The sequence below is a fragment of the Nocardia sp. NPDC060249 genome (genome assembly GCF_042728755.1).
Lineage (GTDB): Bacteria > Actinomycetota > Actinomycetes > Mycobacteriales > Mycobacteriaceae > Nocardia.
In genome coordinates this window covers 197,908-215,317 of sequence record NZ_JBHXAQ010000001.1, presented here as the reverse complement: position 1 = coordinate 215,317, position 17,410 = coordinate 197,908, and the positions used below count along the sequence as shown (strand labels likewise).

Here is a 17,410-nt window from a genome sequence, read left to right as displayed (position 1 = left end):
TCGGGATCGCGGCGGGGGCGCTGAGTGTGATTCTGTCGGTGGCGACTCCGTTGCTGCCGGTTCAGCAGCAGCGCGCGAGCCTGGACTGGCCACAGCCCCAGTCGATGCAACTCAGCGCGCCGCTGGTGGACTACGTGCCGTTGTCGCTCGATGTGAGCATTCCGTGTACGGCGTTGCGCGACATGACCGGCGGGACGGTCCTGTCCACCGTTCCCGCCCAGGCGCCGCGAGCAGGGTCGAAAGGCTTGGTCGCGCGCATCGAGGACCGGCCCGCAGCCGGGCGCACATTGTCGGTGGTGCTGCGCGACAAGCTGCTGTTGAGCGCGTCGATCGCGGATATCGCGGGAAATGCTCCCACTGAGGAGGGAGCGCCCGGCCCAACCGCAGAAGGGCAGGGCGGCACGCAACCGCCGCCTACCGACGCGAACCGGCCGGCGGGTCCAACCGGCGCCCAGCCTCCCGCCAGCAGCCCACTCGACGGTGCACCGCCCCTCGGCAACACCACTCCTAACGGTGCCACGCCCCCGGGCTCCACCCCGACTAACGGCGCGCCGCCCCTCGGCAACACCCCACCCAACGGTGCCACGCCCCCGGGCTCCACCCCGACTAACGGCGCGCCGCCCCCCGGCAGCACCCCACCCAACGGTGCACCACCCCTCGGCACCACCCCGCCCAACGGTGCTCCCACCCCTGGCAGCACTCCCCCTTCGGGCGCGGTGTCGGCGAACGGGCCGACCGGTGCGCCGGCCTCGACAGCGAAACCGCCGGCCGGTCCGAATGCCGGGCCGGGCGCACCCGGAGAAGCCGTGCCCGAGGGCGCACGCAACGCTCGATGCGGTGCGCTGACCGTGGTTTCCACGGGGTCGAGCACGACCGCCGAGCTCACCGGGATGACCCGCGCCGACGGATCGCCGATGAGGACGACCGTGGACGCCGACGTGCGGCCACAGGTGGTCGGAGTCTTCACCGAGCTGGATCGCGGACGGATGGGAGACGCTCGGCTGCATGCCGACATCGATGCGCGGTTCTCGTCGAGTCCGAGTGGCTGGAAGCTGGCGGCGATCATCGGGGCTGTGCTGAGCGCGCTGCTCGCGCTGACCTGCCTGCACCGTGGCGACGCTCGCGACGGACGCCGGGCGCGCCGCGTGCTGCCCGCCCGCTGGTGGCGGTTCACCGGTCTCGACGCGCTGGTCGCCGGCACGCTGGTCAGCTGGCATGTGATCGGCGCCAACAGTTCTGACGACGGCTACATCCTCACTATGGCACGCGCGTCGAAGGAAGCGGGCTACACCGCCAACTACTACCGGTGGTTCCAGGTCGCCGAGGCGCCGTTCGGGTGGCCGTACGAGGTGCTCGCCCAGATGACGCGAATCAGCGAGACCGGGGTGTGGATGCGATTGCCCGCGTTGCTCGCCGGGTTCGTGTGCTGGCTGGTGCTCAGCCGGGAAGTGTTGCCGCGCCTGGGTTCCGGCGTGGGCGCGAGCCGGGTAGCGCGCTGGACAGCGGCCCTGGTGTTCCTGTCGATCTGGCTCCCCTACAACAACGGCCTGCGACCCGAACCCCTGATCGCGGTCGGCGCGCTCCTCACCTGGTGCTCGATGGAACGGGCGATCGCCACCCGCCGTCTGCTGCCCGCAGCCGTCGCGGTGCTGATCGCCGCGTTCGCCCTGGCGGCCGGTCCCACCGGATTGATCTGCGTGGCGGCACTATTGGCCGGTTCGCGACCGGTGCTGCGCACGATCATCGCCCGCACCAGATCGGATTCGGGCCCCGGCGCGGCCCCTCGCGGAGCCATGGCTCTCCGCTACGCCGCACTCGTCGCGCCGATCCTCGCCGCGGGCACTCTGGTACTGGTCGTCGTCTTCGCCGACCAAACCTTCTCGACCGTCCTCGAAGCCACCCGCGTGCGCCAGCTGGTCGGCCCCGACATGTCCTGGTTCGAGGAACGCACCCGCTGGGATTCCCTGCTGTCGGTCAACCCCGACGGCTCCCTGGCCCGCCGCTTCGGCGTCCTCGCGATGCTCGTGTGCCTCGTGGTCGGCGTCGTCGCGACCTTGCGTCGCGGTCGCATCCCGGCAACCGCCCGTGGCCCGGTGACCAGAATCCTCGCCGTCGTCTTCATGGCCCTGCTGCTGATGATGTTCACCCCCACCAAGTGGACCCACCACTTCGGCGTCTACGCGGGCCTGGCAGCCGCACTAGCCGCGATCACGGCGGTGGCACTGGCCCGCGTTAGCCGGAACTATCTGCGAACGCTGTTCGCCGCCGCGGTGCTGTTCCTGCTGGCCGTGAGCTTCACCGGCTCCAACGGCTGGTGGTACGTCTCCGGCTACGGAGTCCCGTGGCCCGACCGCGCCCCCACACTCGGCGGCATCGAGGTGTCGTCCCTCTTCCTCGCCGCGACGGCCGCGACCCTCCTCATGGCCCTGTTCCAGTACTACCGTGCGGGCATCGCCGCCTCGGCAGCAGGAGACGATGCCGATGACCTCCGTGGCCCGAGCGATGACGGCGGAACCGATGGCGATGCCGCAGGTGCAGCCGGTTCTGACACGAGTCGGGTACTCGAACGCGGACGCGGCGGACAGCGGAAGCCCGGTGGCGGTATCGGTAGCCGTAGGACCGGTCGCAGGATCCCGGCTGTCGCGCCGCTGACCGTCGCCGCGGCGGCCATGGTGCTGTTCGAGGTGGGTTCGCTTGCCACGGCCGCGGTTTCGCAGTACCCGGCCTATTCGGTCGGACTGTCGAATCTGCGCGCACTGACGGGTGACCGGTGCGCGATGGCCGATGACGTTCTCGTCGAGACGAATACCGCGGACTCGCTGCTCACTCCGTACAGCGGCACCGTCGCCGACGGGCTGGCCGCCGCGAACACCGGCTTCACCCCGAACGGTGTCGGAAGCCTCGCCCCCGATCCCGGCCCCGGCCAATCCTCGGCTCCGCCTTCGGGTTCCGGCCCAGGCCCCGGTGGAAGCGGACCCGGCGCCCCAGGCCCCGGTGGAAGCGGACCCGGCGGCCCAGGCCCCGGCGCAAGCGCACCCGGCAGCTCAGGCCCCGGTGGAAGCGCACCCGGCGGCTCAGGCCCCGGCGCAAGCGCACCCGGCAGCTCAGGCCCCGGCGCAAGCGCACCCGGCAGCTCAGGCCCCGGCGCAAGCGGACCCGGCGGTGCGAGCCCCGGCGGCTCAGCACCTGGTGGGGGCAGTTCTCCGGGTGGCGTGAACGGGATGCCGGGCAGCAACGGCGGCTCTACCGACGCACCGCCGAGCGGGCCGAACGCGGGACCACTCGGAGCGCCGGGCGCGTCCGGTCCCGCCGTGGCCGGCGTGAACGGCAGCACGGTGGCATTGCCGTTCGGGCTCGCCCCGGAACGAACACCGGTGCTCGGTAGCTACTCGACCGGCGAACCACAGCGGTCGCAGTTGACCACCCAGTGGTATCGGCTGGATCTGGCTGCCGCACAGCAGAATCCGGCGTACCGCGTGGTGATCCTGACGGTGGCCGGTCGGATCGAGTCCACGGCGCCCGATGGCTCCCGCATGCCGGGCAGGCGATTGCGAGTGGAGTTCGCCAGTCGTGCCGAGGACGGAACCACCGCCGCCCTGGGCGATGCGATCCCGCCGACGGTGGGTGGGGCGCCGGGCTGGCGAAACCTCCCGGTCGCACTGGATCGAATTCCCGCAGGCACCACTGCCCTTCGACTGGTCGTCGACGCGACGGAGCCCGACCCCATGCAGTGGCTCGCGATCACCCCGCCGCGCCTGCCGAAACTGTCGAGCCTGAACACCGTCGTCGGCAGTGCCGACCCGGTCCTCGCGGATTGGCATGTGGGACTGGCTTTCCCGTGCCAGCGCCCGTTCGACCACCACAACGGCGTCGCACAGATGCCGATCTGGCGAATCCAGCCCGACAAGCTCAACGCCCAGGTCTCCGAGACCTGGCAGGGCGACACCGGCGGCGGCCCCCTCGGCTGGACCGGCATGCTCATGCAGGCCCGCACCATCCCCGCCTACCTGGCCGACGACTGGACCCGCGACTGGGGCGAGCTCCAACGCCTCACCCGCACCGTCGCCGCACCACCGGCCGACATCACCGTCCACACCGAAAGCCGCTGGGGCCTGACGACCGAAACCCCGATCAAAACCAGCTGACCTCGCCGAACACGAACCGCCGCTACCCAAACAGGGGTAGCGGCGGTTTCGGTTGCGGCAGAGCCTACTTCGGCGGTTCGCCACCGGCGGGCGGGCCACCGGCCGGCGGTCCGCCGGCGGGCGGCGCGCCACCGGCGGGCGGGGTGGCGCCCGCGGGCAGCGGCTTGCCGATGTTGCGCGCCATGTCGGGCATCAGGCGGATGGCGACCTGTTCCCAGGTGCCCCAGTTGTGGATCCCGATGTCGGGGAAGTCGTAGCTGACGTTCTCGTAACCCAGTGCGGTGACCCGCTTTTCGAACGAGCGGGTGTTGGCCAGGGCGATCGCCTCCAGTGGCATGCCCTGGGTGATCGCGTCGACCGAGGACAGGTCCTGATCGGCGGGCTTGGCGCTACCGGCGGAGACGTAGAGGCGGGTGTTGTTGGCGATCAGCTTCTCGGCGAACCCGTACGGGTCCATCCGCTTCCACTTCTCACTGCCCGCGGGGGCCATCGCCTCGATGTTGTACCCACCGCTGGCGATCATCGCCCCGCCGAGCGCCTCACGCATACCGGGCATCGACATGTGCAGGTAGCCCGACAGCGACCCGGCGTAGGTGAACTGCTCGGGGTGGTAGGCCGCCATCAGCATCGCCGCGCTACCGCCGCTGGACAGGCCGACCACACCGTTGCGGGTCGCACTGAAGCCCAGCCGGGCCTTCATCGCCTCCGGCAGCGTCTTGGTGATGAAGGTTTCCCATTGGTAGGTGTTGACCTTGCCCTGGGTGTCCTCCCAGCCGCCGATCGCCGAGCCGGAGTCGGCGCTGGGCAGCATCGACCCGTCGGGGTTGACGCCGAAGAAGTTGCTCGGCTGCTCCCAGTCGGCGTAGAAGCTGGACTGCCCGCCGACCGGCATCACCACGTTGATGTTGAACTTCGCCATCTGCGCCGGGATGGTGGTGTGCTTCTCCCAGCCGTTGAGGTCGTCCTCGGCGCGTTCGCCGTCGAGCAGGTAGACCACCCGATCGGTGTTGCCGTCGGCCGCGCGGATGATCCTGGTGTTGATCTCCCCCATCGATGTATCCACCCGGAAGTCGATCGCGGACGGGTCGGCATCGGCGGCGGCAGGCGTGACCGAGGCGCCGAACGGCACCACAGCCACGACGGCGCCTGCCATCACTCGCCGAAGAACTCTCTTTACCCCACGCATGATCGGTGTTCTGACCTTCCCGTCTGTGCGGCCTCGCCGCTTCCCCACTCGACCCGCCGCGGTATCACACCTGCGCGCGGGGCCCTGTCGGGCAGCATAGCGCGCAGCCGATCCCAGGGGTACATCGAATTGTGAAGTGGGGCAGCTTGCTTCGGGCGCCCGCTGCGAACTGCGGATTCTCGGCGAGGGGCGGCGCGGACGGAGCGCTACCCTGGGAGGTCGATTCGTGGCCGTGCCCGGCCGCCCTGCCCAGAACGGGACCGCCGTGAAGCTCGCCGTACGCCTGATGATGTTGTCGCTGGTCCTCGCCCTGCTGTTCGGCCTCCCCTGGTGGACGTTGGTCTCTGCGCCGACCGGTGGCAGCGGGACGCTGTTCTGGATCGGGACGGCGATCGCCGCGGCCGCCCTCGTGTGCCTGCCGCTCACGATGTTCCTCGGCCACGGGCCCGCGCAGTCCGACCCGGCGGTGATCGTCGGCGACACCCTGCTCGGGGTGGTGTGGGTGGTGTTCTCCTGGTCGGTGATCGGGCTGCTCGCGCGGGGCGCGCTGGCCGCCGGCGGGGTCGACGGTGCCCGGATCGTGGCCGCCGGGGTGCTGGTGACCTCGACGGTGCTGGTCGGGTGGGGCGTGTACGAGGCGCGCCGGGTGCCCCGGGTGCGCACGGTCGACGTCGCGATTCGTGGGCTGGCGCGGGGACTGGACGGGTTGCGCGTAGTGGTCGTCACCGACACCCACTTCGCCGCGCTGAATCGGCGGCGCTGGTCGGAGCGCGTGGTCGAGGTGGTCAACGCGCAGCGGCCCGATATCGCGTGCCACGCCGGTGACCTCGCCGACGGCTCGGTCGTCAAACGCCAGGCGCAGGTCGATCCGCTCGGCAAGGTCGAGGCGCCGCTTGGCCGGTTCTACATCACCGGCAATCACGAGTACTTCGGTGACGCGCAGGGCTGGATCGACTACATGGCCTCGCTCGGCTGGCAGCCGCTGCACAACCAGCACAGCGTCCTCACCCGCGACGGCGACCGGCTCGTCATCGCCGGCATCGACGACCCGACCGGCGTCGGCCTGCCCGGTCACGGCCCTGATCTGCCCGCCGCGCTCGCGGGCGCCGACCCTTCGCTGCCGGTCGTCCTGCTGGCCCACCAGCCCAAGCAGATCGCCGACAGCGCCGCGGCGGGCGTCGCGCTACAGATCTCCGGTCACACCCACGGCGGGCAGATCTGGCCGTTCCACTACCTGGTCCGGCTCGACCAGCCGGTGGTCGCGGGCCTGAGCAGGCACGCGAACAACACCCAGCTCTACACCAGCCGCGGCACCGGCTTCTGGGGTCCGCAGCTGCGGGTCTTCGCCCCCAGTGAGATCACGGTGCTGGTGCTGCATCCGCACAACTGAACCCGATTTCCGAGCGAGGCGTCCGAGATCGGATCAGCGGTGCGGCTGGGTGACTTCGGTCGGCAGCGTGCCGCCCATCACCACCTTCGAACCGTTCCACGAATAGGTGATCGTCGCGGGGCCTCCCTGCGGTGCGGCAAAGGGTTCGTCACCGGCCAGCCAGCGGTAGTCGACGGTGACCGCGTTGTTGCTCGACCCGACAACGGTGGTGAAGGCGTACGGCTCAGAAGTGCCCGTGCCCAAGTACTTTCCGTTGCGGAAGAACAAGATGTGGATCGGCGCGCCCGCGGAGTTGCCGCCGATGGCGCGCACATACAGCAGCTGTCCACAGCTACCCGGCTGATCACTCGAAGCCTGTCCGGCGACCCAGCTTCCCTGCAGGCTCGCGAGGGCATTCTGCACACCGGCCGAAGCCGGGTCGATGCAGCGGCCCGGGCCACTGATGTTGTCAGCGGGGCCGGGAGAGGTGGTGCCGGGGGCCGGGATCAGCGTGGGAGCCTGTGTGACCGGCGGCGTTTCGGGCTCCGGCGCGATGGTGGCGCCGGGCCGGGGCGCGGCGGTCTCCTCGGGCGCGGTCGGCCCCGGGGCCTGGGTACCCGGCGCGGGTGCGCGCGTGGTCGACGAGGCGACCGTCGCACGGGAGGTCGATGTTGTTGTCCCCGAACCATTTTGGTCGGTGCAGCCTGTGACCAGTGCCGTGGCGACGGCGATCAGCGCGCCCATCCGAACTGCGTTCTTCATGGTTCCTCGATTCTGTGTCCCCTACGCGCTGTAGCGCGTACATGCAGACTTCATCGGGGCCCTCGACACGGTCGTTAGGCGATTCAACGAAATCCTCACCCTAGGGTGCGACATCCACACCCATATACCTAGATCTGCTAGGTTATGACATAGATCTTCTAGGTATAGGAGTGCGATGCGCATAGACAAAGACCTGGTGGCGGCCTCGGCGACGCCGCTGGTGCTCGGGATTCTGGCCGAGGGTGAGTCGTACGGCTACGCCATCCTCGAGCAGGTCAACCAGCTCTCCCGCGGGCGGATGCAGTGGACCGACGGGATGCTGTACCCGCTGCTGCACCGACTGGAACGGCTCGGGCACGTGTCGTCGACATGGCGGGTGTCCGAGGGCGGACGTCGACGCAAGCACTACCTGATCACCGAGTCGGGCCGGGCGGCACTCGCCGAACGACAAGCCCAGTGGAGTGTGGTCGCCGAGGCCCTCGACCAGATCTGGCGTAGCGCCACCCCGCCGGCAGCGAAGGGATGGGCGTGATGGAGACCGAGCTGCAGGCCCACATCGACCAGTGGCGCGGGTACGTCCAGCGGCATCGCGCGATTTCGGTCGCCGACGTCGACGAGATGGAAGACCATCTGCGCGAACAGATCTCGACCTTGCGAACCGCGGGGCTGTCCGGCGACGAGGCATTCCTGGTCGCGGTGAAACGGATGGGCAGCATGGACGCGATCTCCCGGGAGTTCGCGCTCGAGCACTCCGAAAGACTGTGGAAGCAACTCGTTCTGGTGCCGGAGGAACCCGAGGGCGGTGCGGGCCATCGAGAGCTGTTGGTGGTTCTCGCCTTCGCCGTCGGAGCGGCGCTCACGGTGAAGGCGGGCTTCACCTGGCTCGAGGGCCCCGCCTTGGGCCTCAACCTCAGCCTGCTCGTATTACCCTTCCTCGCAGGCTATTTCGCGTGGAAACGCCAGGTTCCCGCGCGAGTGGGCGCCGTGCTGCTCGTGCCTGTCGTGCTCACCGCACTCGTGCTGAACCTGTATCCGTTCGAGCCCGAAGGGGCGACCGAGATCATCGCGGCGATCCACGCACCGATCCTGCTGTGGTTGGTGGTCGGCCTCGCGTACGCGGGCGGTGACTGGCGCTGCGGGCGGCGGCGGATGGACTTCATCCGGTTCACCGGGGAGTGGTTCGTCTACCTGACCTTGCTGGCGCTCGGCGGCGGCGTGCTGATCGGACTGACGGTCGGCGCGTTCGGAACCCTCGATTTCAGCATCGAGCCGGTGATCGAAAACTGGGTGCTGCCCTTCGGCGCCGCGGGCGCGGTGATCGTCGCCGCCTGGCTGGTCGAAGCCAAACAGAACGTCGTGGAGAACATCGCGCCGGTGCTCACCCGGGTCTTCACCCCGCTCACCATCGTCATGCTGGTCGCGCTGCTCGCCGCCCTCGCGACCACCCGCAGCCTGACCGCGATCGACCGCGATCTGCTCATCATGATGGATCTGATCCTCGTGCTGGTCCTCGGCCTGCTCCTCTACACGATCTCCGCCCGCGATCCGCTGACCCCACCCGGCTTGTTCGACCGGCTGCAGTTGGTGCTGGTGGGCACGGCGCTGGTCGTCGACGTGATCATGCTGGCCGCCATGCTCACCCGGATCGCCGAGTTCGGCTCCACCCCGAACAAAGTGGTCGCGCTCGGACTGAACGTGGTGTTGCTGGTGAACCTCGTGTGGTCGGGCCACCTCGGGCTCGGCTTCGTGCGCGGCACGAAGCCCTTCGCCGCCCTCGAGCGCTGGCAGACCGACTACCTCCCCGTATACGGCGTGTGGGCGGCCGCTGTCATCGTCGCCATCCCGCCGTCGTTCGACTTCCGATGATCTGGCAGTCGGCGAAAATCGCTGGCGGTCCGTGACAGGATCATCAAGTGCTCTTGACGATCTCCACGACTCACACGCCGGCGACCGACCTCGGATACCTCGTGGTCAAGCATCCCGACCGTGTGCAGTCGTTCACGACCACCGGCGGCACGGCCCACGTCTTCTATCCGCAGGCCGATGTCGACCGCTGCACCGTCGCCCTGCTGCTGGAGGTCGATCCGGTGGAGCTGGCGCGACCGAGCAAGGGGCACAACGGATCCGCGCTCGGGCGCTACGTCAACGACCGGCCGTATGTGGCGTCGAGCCTGCTGTCGGTGGCACTGGGCAAGGTGTTCCGGTCGGCGCTGAACGGCACGAGCCGGGACCGTACAGAGCTGGCGCGGACAGCGATTCCGCTGGAGATCGACGTGCCCGCCGTGCCGTGCCGGGGCGGAACCGAGATCGTCGAGAGGCTGTTCGCGCCACTGGGCTGGACGGTGTCGACCACGTCGGCGCCCCTCGATCCGGAGTTCCCGGAATGGGGTCCATCGCCCTACACCCATCTGCGTTTGACCGGGACGCTGCGGCTGGCAGAGGCGCTGAACCACCTCTACGTGCTGTTGCCGGTGCTCGATGACGCCAAGCACTACTGGGTGGATGCCGACGAGGTCGACAAACTGCTGCGCGCGGGCGAGGGCTGGCTCGGCAACCACCCCGACCGCGAACTGATCGCGCGACGCTATCTGGCCGGACGACGAACACTCATGTTGTCCGCGCTGGAACGCCTGCGCTCGGCGGACGAGGTGGTCGACGATGCCGAGATCCCCGGGGACGCGGTCGAACGCGTCGAAGCCGCCGAGCGCCGCACGCCCTTGGTGAAGCTCCGTAAAGAGGCGGTACTCGCCGCGCTCGCCGAGACCGGCGCATCGCGTGTCCTCGATCTCGGTTGTGGCCCGGGCGCTTTGCTTCTCGCGCTGCAAGCCGAGGCCAGGTTCACCGAGATCGTCGGCGCCGATGTCTCGAGCGCCGCACTCTCGATGGCGGAGCGCCGGTTGAAGTTCGACCGGATGTCGGACCGCCAGCGAGCCAGGATCACCCTGATCCAGTCCGCGCTGACCTACCACGACAACCGGCTGCGCGGCTTCGACGCGGCGGTGCTCATGGAGGTGATCGAACACGTCGACGAGTCCCGGTTGCCCGCGCTCGAACGCGCCGTCTTCGGGCACGCCGCGCCCGGCGCCGTGATCGTGACGACGCCGAACGTGGAATACAACGTGCACTACGAAACCCTCGACGGTCACCGCCACGACGATCACCGATTCGAGTGGACCCGTGCGGAATTCGCCGCCTGGTGCGCCCGCGTCGCCGAGACCTTCGGCTACACCGTCGATATCCGCCCGGTCGGCGACCACGACCCGCAGACCGGCTCCCCCACCCAGCTCGCGCTTTTCCGGAAGGCCGCGTAAGTGAACATCGACCTCCCCGAGCTCTCGCTCATCGCCCTCGTCGGCATCTCCGGTTCCGGCAAATCCACGTTCGCCCGTGCGCACTTCAAGCCCACCGAGGTGCTGTCGTCGGACTTCTTCCGTGGGATGGTGGCCGACGACGAGAACGATCAGTCCGCGACGAAGGACGCCTTCGACGCGCTCGGCCACATCGCCGGGATCCGGCTGCGTGCCGGTCGACGCGTCGTCATCGACGCCACCAATGTGCAGAAGCACGCGCGGGCCGAATTGGTGGCGCTGGCCCGGTCTTTCGATGTGCTGCCCGTCGCGATCGTCCTCGATACGCCCGAAGCCGTGGCGTGGGAACGTACTCAGGGCCGCACCGATCGCGACTTCGGGCGCAATGTACTGAAGCGGCAGAGTCAGGACCTGCGGCGTTCCCTGCGCGAGCTCGGTCGCGAGGGTTTCCGCAAGGTGCATGTCGTCCGCGACCCCGCCGAGGTGACGATCACCTACGAAAAGGCGTGGAACGACCGGCGTGAGCTCACGGGGCCGTTCGACATCATCGGCGATGTGCACGGCTGCCGGGCCGAATTGGAAACGCTGCTGGGCGAACTCGGGTGGACGCTGGTTCGCGACGAAGCAGGTCGTCCTGTCGATGCCACGCACCCGGCGGGGCGTCAGGCGGTCTTCGTCGGCGACCTCGTCGACCGCGGGCCCGATTCACCGGGCGTGCTGCGGTTGGTGATGGGGATGACCGCGAGCGGCAACGCGCTGTGCGTGCCGGGCAATCACGAGCAGAAGCTGCTGAAGAAGTTGCGTGGCAAGAACGTCACGGTATCCCACGGCCTCGCCGAGACGCTCGAGCAATTGGACGGCGAGACACCGGAGTTCATCGAGTCCGCCGCGCACTGGATCCACGACCTCGTGAGCCACCTGCGGTTGGACGGCGGGCGGCTCGTGGTCGCGCACGCCGGACTGAAGGAGGCCTACCACGGTCGTGCGTCCGGGCGGGTTCGCGACTTCTGTCTCTACGGCGAATCCACCGGGGAGACAGACGAATACGGCTTGCCGGTGCGCTATCCGTGGGCACGGGACTATCGCGGTGCGGCGACGGTCGTCTACGGACACGTGCCGACGCCGAAGGTGGAATGGATCAACAACACCGTCTGCCTCGACACCGGCGCGGTGTTCGGCGGCGAACTGACGGCCCTGCGCTACCCCGAGAAGACGTTCGTCGCGGTGCAGGCCGAGCGGATGTACTACGAGCCGATCCGGCCGCTCGCCGAGGCCGAATCCGCGCGCGACGACGAGACGCTCGACCTCGCCGATGTCACCGGGCGCAGGCACATCCGCACCGAGCACGGCACGGTGATCGTCGATGCCGAGCACTCGGCGGCCGCGCTGGAGGTGATGAGCCGGTTCGCGATCGATCCCCGGCTGTTGCTGTGGTTGCCGCCGACCATGTCCCCGCCGTCGACATCGACCGTCGAGGGGTATCTCGAATACCCCACCGAGGCGTTCGCCGACTATCGCGCGGCGGGCGTGGACAAGGTGGTGTGCGAGGAGAAGCACATGGGGTCACGGGCCGTGGTGCTCGTCTGCCGGGACCGGGCAGCGGCCCGCTTCGGGGTCGGCGACGGATGCTCGGGGGCGATCTACACCCGCACGGGCCGGTCGTTCTTCAACGACGGGTCCCTCACCGAAACCCTGCTGGACCGCGTCCGTGTCGCGGCCGCACCGCTTTTCGACGAACTCGAGTCGGACTGGCTGCTGCTGGACTGCGAGCTGCTGCCCTGGTCCGCCAAGGCCGCCGGGCTGATCCGCACCCAGTACGCGGGCGCCGGCGCCGCCGCACGGTCCGCCCTGCCCTCCGCGGTCGCGGCACTCGACGCCGGACTGGCCCGCGGGCTCGACCTCGGCGCACTGCGTGCCCGCACCGCCACCCGCACCGAGAACGCGGACAGTTTCACCACGGCGTACCGCCGATACTGCTGGCCGACAACAGGACTCGACGGCGTCCAGATCGCCCCGTTCGCCCTCCTGGCCTCCGAGGGCGCGGGCTATGCCGACCGCGACCACGGCTGGCACCTCGACATCAGCGACCGTCTTGTTGCGGCCGACCCTGTGACCTTCCGCCCGACCGCCCGCCGAATCGTCGATCTGTCCGACCCCGCCGCTGAAGCCGAAGCCACCGCCTGGTGGCTCGAGATGACCGCGGCAGGCGGCGAAGGCATGGTCATCAAGCCCTACGCCGGCCTCGCCCACCGCAGCAAAGGCACACTCGTCCAGCCCGGCATCAAATGCCGAGGCCGCGAATACCTCCGCATCATCTACGGTCCCGACTACACCACCCCGGAACACCTCACCCGGCTCCGCGACCGCACCCTCAGCCGCAAACGCACCCTCGCCCTGCGCGAACACACCCTCGGCCTGGCCGCCTTGGACGCCGTCGCCACGGGCGAACCGCTGTGGCGCGTCCACGAATTGGTCTTCGCCATCCTGGCCATGGAATCCGTACCGACCGACCCTCGCCTGTGAGCCTTGCCGACGGTCACATAGTGTCAGCTCCGGTATTCGCACCGCGTGACTCGCCAGAACTGTTGAGAGAATAGAGAATTGACCCTGCTCGCCCCGTTTCCGTTGCCCTTTCGTGCCGCTCATCTGGTGGCTGTCGCACCGGTCAGGACGGTGCGCGAGCTGGAGATGATGCGATTGAGCGCCGCTGTTCGGGAGAAAGCGCAGTGGCATCGGAAGGCACAGGACTCCGGCATCGTCGCCCGATGGACCAGGGAGGCCGCCGAGTCCGGCATGACGGAAGCTCAAATCCGCTATGTGCTCGACGAACTCGCGTACTACGCCGGATTGCGCGACGAAGGGACCGGGATCGAGGTATCCGCTGTCGATGGGGTGTGGCAATCGGACACCCTGATCGACGGCGCGCTACGGGATCGCCTGCGCGCGGCGTGTCAGGTGCTCGAAGATGTTCCAGCGGCAGAACAGGATTGGCATCCCGGATCGAACGGTCAGGTACGCAATCTCGTCCATCCGTCGCTGTACTGCCTGGTTCGCGGCGTCAGCCGGTCCGATGACGCACCATGGCCCGGCCCAGCGAAAAACGACGCCGAGTATGCGTACTCGCAGAAGTTTCAATGGCTGCCGACCGATGTCGATGTCACCGACACCGGCGACGTCACCTTCCGTTCCTACGTCAACAACGTCGACCCGGCCCGCCATCACGCACTCGAATCCGTCTTGCCGGAACTGTTCGCCCGGATGCTCCCGCTGCTGGCCAACGTGCTGACCGATCTTCGCCGACCACGACCGGTGCGGATCGATGTCAACCCCTTCACCTGGTACGAAGACTCCGAACCGACCGAGCCGGCCGATGAGAGCGACGAGGCCAAGGAAGCCTTCGACGTCGCGTGGGACGAATGGTGGGAAAATCGCCGCCCGACCATCCCCGACGCCCCCGCTTTCCAGCCGCCCACACCCGTCGACGACACCGTTCGCGTCGACCTCACCGGGCGCAGATTGCAGGTCATCGTCAAACTCGCCGCCATTCATCTCACACCCGAGCAGCCGGAGTATCCGGGCGGTTCGTGGCACGTCGAGGCAATGCTCAACGAACGCATCGTCGCCACCGGAATCTACTACTGGGACACCGAGAACATCACCGACAGCCGGCTCGGTTTCCGCGCGGCGATCGACGACCCGGAATACGACCAGAACGACGAAACCGGAATGCGCGAAGTCTTCGGTCTCGCCGACGAAGACGCCCTCAACCAAGACCTGGGATCAGTCAAAGCCGAAGCCGGTCGCTGCGTGGCATTCCCGAACATCCTCCAGCATCGCGTCGCACCGTTCCGGCTCCAGGACCCGACCCGACCCGGCCACCGCAAGATCCTGGCCTTCTTCCTGGTCGACCCCTCGGTGACCATCATCTCGACCTCCGACATCCCGCCCCAACAGCCCTGGTCCCCGACATCGACAATGACCGCGGCCCAAGCCGACGCTTTCCGCACAGAACTGATGCGAGAGCGAAAGTTCTTCGTCGACGAACACAACAACGAACTGTACGAACGCGAATTCTCCCTCTGCGAGCATTGATCTCGATGCCACAGCTTTCGTCGGCCATCAGGAATCCGCCGACCAAGCCGCCCTCGAGGAGTGCCTGTTACTGGGCAACACGTGCTACATCCTCGCCTGCCCCGCCCACTGCCGCCTTCCCCGTCTGCCAGAACTGACGACTCAGCGACGCCAGAAGAAGTGGTGGACGACTCCGCTGGGGCTGGGGACCTGCTCATGGTGGAAGCGGTCGTCGTAGTCGTCGGGGCTGTCCCACAGTCGTTCGCCCGCACCGATTTCCACCGGTGCGACGACGATGTGCATGGCGTCGACGAGGTCGGCGGCGAGGAATTCGCGGACTGTGGCGACGCCGCCGCCGATGCGTACATCCTTGCCGTCGGCGGCGTCCAGCGCCTGGGCGAGCGCGTCCTTCGGGGTGGCATCGATGAAGTGGAAAGTGGTGTCGGCCAAGGTAAACGACGGGCGCTCATGGTGGGTGAGCACGAAGACCGGAGTGCGGAACGGCGGGTTGTCACCCCACCAGCCCTGCCAGTCGTAGTTCTCCCACGGTCCGCGCTGAGGGCCGAACTTGTTGCGGCCCATGATTTCCGCGCCGATGTTGAAGGCGAAGTCGCGGGTGATGTAGTCGTCGAGACCGTAGGTGCCACCGGGCTCGGTCCGGTTGGGCCAGTGCGCGGTGGCGCCTGCCCAGTACATGAAGTCAGCGGGGTCGGCGTGACCGAAGGGGCATTCCAGACTCTGACCCTCCCCCGCGCCGTACCCGTCGCTGGAAATGCTGAAGTTCTGAACGCGAACCATCTGAGCCATCGAGGTGCCCTTTCTGATTGCAATGTGCAAGCAGTGACGAACGTATCCTAGACTGATCCTATGTCGCAACCAGTTGCTCAGGAAAAGTTGCCGGTGCCGCCGGGCAAGTCGGGCTGCCCGATCAACCTGACGGTCGAGCTCCTCGGCGACCGCTGGAGCCTGATCATCTTGCGCGACATCATGTTCGGCGGGCATACGCACTTCCGGGAACTACTCACCGGGTCCATCGAGGGCATCGCCTCGAACATCCTGGCCGCGCGGCTCGCCAAACTCGTCGCCGCGGGGCTACTCACTCGCGACGACGACCCCAGTCATCGGCAGAAGGTCGAATATCACCTCACCGAGGCCGCGATTCAGCTCGTCCCGGTGCTGGCCGCGCTGGGGGCGTGGGGCGCGCGCTGGTTGCACACCGCGCCGGAGCTGACAGTGCGCGCGGAGCTACTGTCCGAGGGCGGGCCCCCGATGTGGGAACGATTCATGGAGGAACTGCGCGCCACCCATCTGCGTGGCGCGCCGCTTCCCGACGACGGGGTGCTCGCAGAACTCACCGCCGCCTACCTCGAGGCGGTCGGTGAGTAGGCGTCAGCGAGCCGCTTGGCGGCCGACTTCGTTCAGGTGAGCCATCGCCTGGCGGTACGACTCGAACAAACCGGTCTCGCAGTAGGGAACGTCGATCTCGGCGCAGAACTGGGCGACCATCGGCTGGGCGTGGCGCAGGTTGGCGCGCGGCATCGACGGGAACAGGTGGTGCTCGATCTGGTAGTTCAGGCCACCCATCGCGGTGTCGACGAGGAAGCTGCCGCGCACATTGCGCGAGGTGAGTACCTGGCGACGCAGGAAGTCGGTGTTGTCGCCGTCCGGCAGAACCTCCATGCCCTTGTGGTTGGGCGCGAAGGTGGAGCCCATGTACAGACCGAACAGACCCTGCTGAACGGCGATGAACACCAACGCTTTACCCGGCGACAGCACGAGGAACGCGGCCGAGAGCAAGCCGATGAAGTGCGCAGCCAGTAGCGCGCCCTCCCAGAGACGGTTCGGGATCGGCCAGCGGAACACCGCGACGATGCTCTTCCAGTGCAGGCTGCCGCCTTCCAGGAGCAGCAGCGGGAAGAACAACCACGCCTGGTAGCGGAAAATGAATCGCCGCCAGCCCTTTCCGGCTCGCGCACGGTCGCCGGAGAACGCGAGCACTCCCATCGCGTCCGGGTCCATGCCCTCGGTATTGGGGTGGGCGTGATGCCGGTTGTGGTTGCTCGTCCACCACCCGATACTCAGTCCGATGGCGAGGTTGCCCGCGATCAGCCCGTACAGGTAATTGGCCCGCCGCCCGGCGAAGATCTGCTTGTGCCCGGCATCGTGCCCGAGGAACGCGATCTGCGAGAACACCGCGGCCAGGAACGCAGCCACCGCCAGCGTCCACCAGGAGTCACCGATGGCGAAAAATGCCGCCCAACCAGCCACGAAGGCCACCGCGGTCAGCGCGCTCTTCCATCCGTAATACCCCACTTGCCGGTCGAGCAGGTCCGCCGCCCGGACGCGACGCAACAGGACCGAGTACTCACTGCCACGCACGGGAACGACATCAGACGCGATAACCACGCCACAAGCATGGCGCATGCAGGCCACGTCCGGGTGAACGGGTTGCAGATCGATGACGACCGAGCCCCATCGGCTACTCGGAACAACCATCCGCGGTGATCTCGACGGCAGCCGCCGTCATCGCCGGAGTCAACTGCCGCGCAGTGTTGAACACCCACCCCGA

General features: G+C 68.2%; 12 protein-coding genes. 8 read left to right on the top strand and 4 right to left on the bottom strand.

The window, feature by feature from the left end; translation table 11 throughout:
• Positions 1–38: 38 nt before the first annotated feature.
• Complete coding sequence (locus ACFWFP_RS00985; protein ID WP_379292484.1) at positions 39–4,145, top strand: arabinosyltransferase domain-containing protein; 4,107 nt, start codon at positions 39–41, stop codon at positions 4,143–4,145.
• A 64-nt stretch (positions 4,146–4,209) separates the two neighbouring features.
• Here ACFWFP_RS00985 and ACFWFP_RS00980 read toward each other — a convergent pair whose 3' ends face one another.
• Complete coding sequence (locus ACFWFP_RS00980) at positions 4,210–5,298, bottom strand: alpha/beta hydrolase (protein ID WP_379292483.1); 1,089 nt, start codon at positions 5,296–5,298, stop codon at positions 4,210–4,212.
• A 259-nt stretch (positions 5,299–5,557) separates the two neighbouring features.
• Between ACFWFP_RS00980 and ACFWFP_RS00975 the strand changes: the two genes are divergently transcribed.
• A complete protein-coding gene (locus ACFWFP_RS00975; RefSeq protein ID WP_379292482.1) occupies positions 5,558–6,721 on the top strand; it encodes a metallophosphoesterase in 1,164 nt (387 codons plus the stop codon).
• A gap of 33 nt (positions 6,722–6,754) precedes the next feature.
• Here ACFWFP_RS00975 and ACFWFP_RS00970 read toward each other — a convergent pair whose 3' ends face one another.
• Positions 6,755–7,462 carry an LppP/LprE family lipoprotein gene (locus tag ACFWFP_RS00970; protein WP_379292481.1) on the bottom strand — a complete coding sequence of 236 codons (708 nt, stop codon included), beginning with the start codon at positions 7,460–7,462 and terminating at the stop codon, positions 6,755–6,757.
• Positions 7,463–7,637: 175 nt separating this feature from the next.
• Between ACFWFP_RS00970 and ACFWFP_RS00965 the strand changes: the two genes are divergently transcribed.
• From ACFWFP_RS00965 to ACFWFP_RS00945, 5 genes are all read left to right on the top strand, one after another.
• Positions 7,638–7,994: a PadR family transcriptional regulator gene (locus ACFWFP_RS00965; RefSeq protein ID WP_379292480.1), complete on the top strand. Its 357-nt coding sequence runs from the start codon at positions 7,638–7,640 to the stop codon at positions 7,992–7,994.
• Positions 7,985–9,328, top strand: coding sequence for a permease prefix domain 1-containing protein (locus ACFWFP_RS00960; protein WP_379292479.1), 1,344 nt, complete (start codon positions 7,985–7,987; stop codon positions 9,326–9,328). The genes ACFWFP_RS00965 and ACFWFP_RS00960 overlap by 10 nt, the downstream gene beginning before the upstream one ends.
• A gap of 47 nt (positions 9,329–9,375) precedes the next feature.
• Positions 9,376–10,773, top strand: a complete 1,398-nt coding sequence (locus ACFWFP_RS00955) for a 3' terminal RNA ribose 2'-O-methyltransferase Hen1 (protein WP_379292478.1) — start codon at positions 9,376–9,378, stop codon at positions 10,771–10,773.
• Complete coding sequence (locus ACFWFP_RS00950; RefSeq protein WP_379292477.1) at positions 10,774–13,293, top strand: polynucleotide kinase-phosphatase; 2,520 nt, start codon at positions 10,774–10,776, stop codon at positions 13,291–13,293.
• Between the two features lie 78 nt (positions 13,294–13,371).
• Positions 13,372–14,862 (top strand): DUF4246 domain-containing protein, encoded by a 1,491-nt coding sequence (locus tag ACFWFP_RS00945; RefSeq protein ID WP_379292476.1) that lies wholly within the window; start codon positions 13,372–13,374, stop codon positions 14,860–14,862.
• A gap of 141 nt (positions 14,863–15,003) precedes the next feature.
• Here the strand turns inward: ACFWFP_RS00945 and ACFWFP_RS00940 are convergent, their stop codons facing one another.
• Complete coding sequence (locus tag ACFWFP_RS00940) at positions 15,004–15,648, bottom strand: dihydrofolate reductase family protein (protein WP_379292475.1); 645 nt, start codon at positions 15,646–15,648, stop codon at positions 15,004–15,006.
• 60 nt (positions 15,649–15,708) lie between these two features.
• On the opposite strand from ACFWFP_RS00940, the gene ACFWFP_RS00935 reads away from it, so the two are divergent.
• The gene (locus ACFWFP_RS00935; protein WP_379292474.1) at positions 15,709–16,227 is read left to right on the top strand and encodes a winged helix-turn-helix transcriptional regulator; all 519 of its coding nucleotides are present in this window, start codon (positions 15,709–15,711) and stop codon (positions 16,225–16,227) included.
• 3 nt (positions 16,228–16,230) lie between these two features.
• On the opposite strand, the gene ACFWFP_RS00930 is transcribed toward ACFWFP_RS00935, so the two are convergent.
• Positions 16,231–17,247 (bottom strand): fatty acid desaturase family protein, encoded by a 1,017-nt coding sequence (locus ACFWFP_RS00930; RefSeq protein WP_379292473.1) that lies wholly within the window; start codon positions 17,245–17,247, stop codon positions 16,231–16,233.
• Positions 17,248–17,410: the final 163 nt, after the last annotated feature.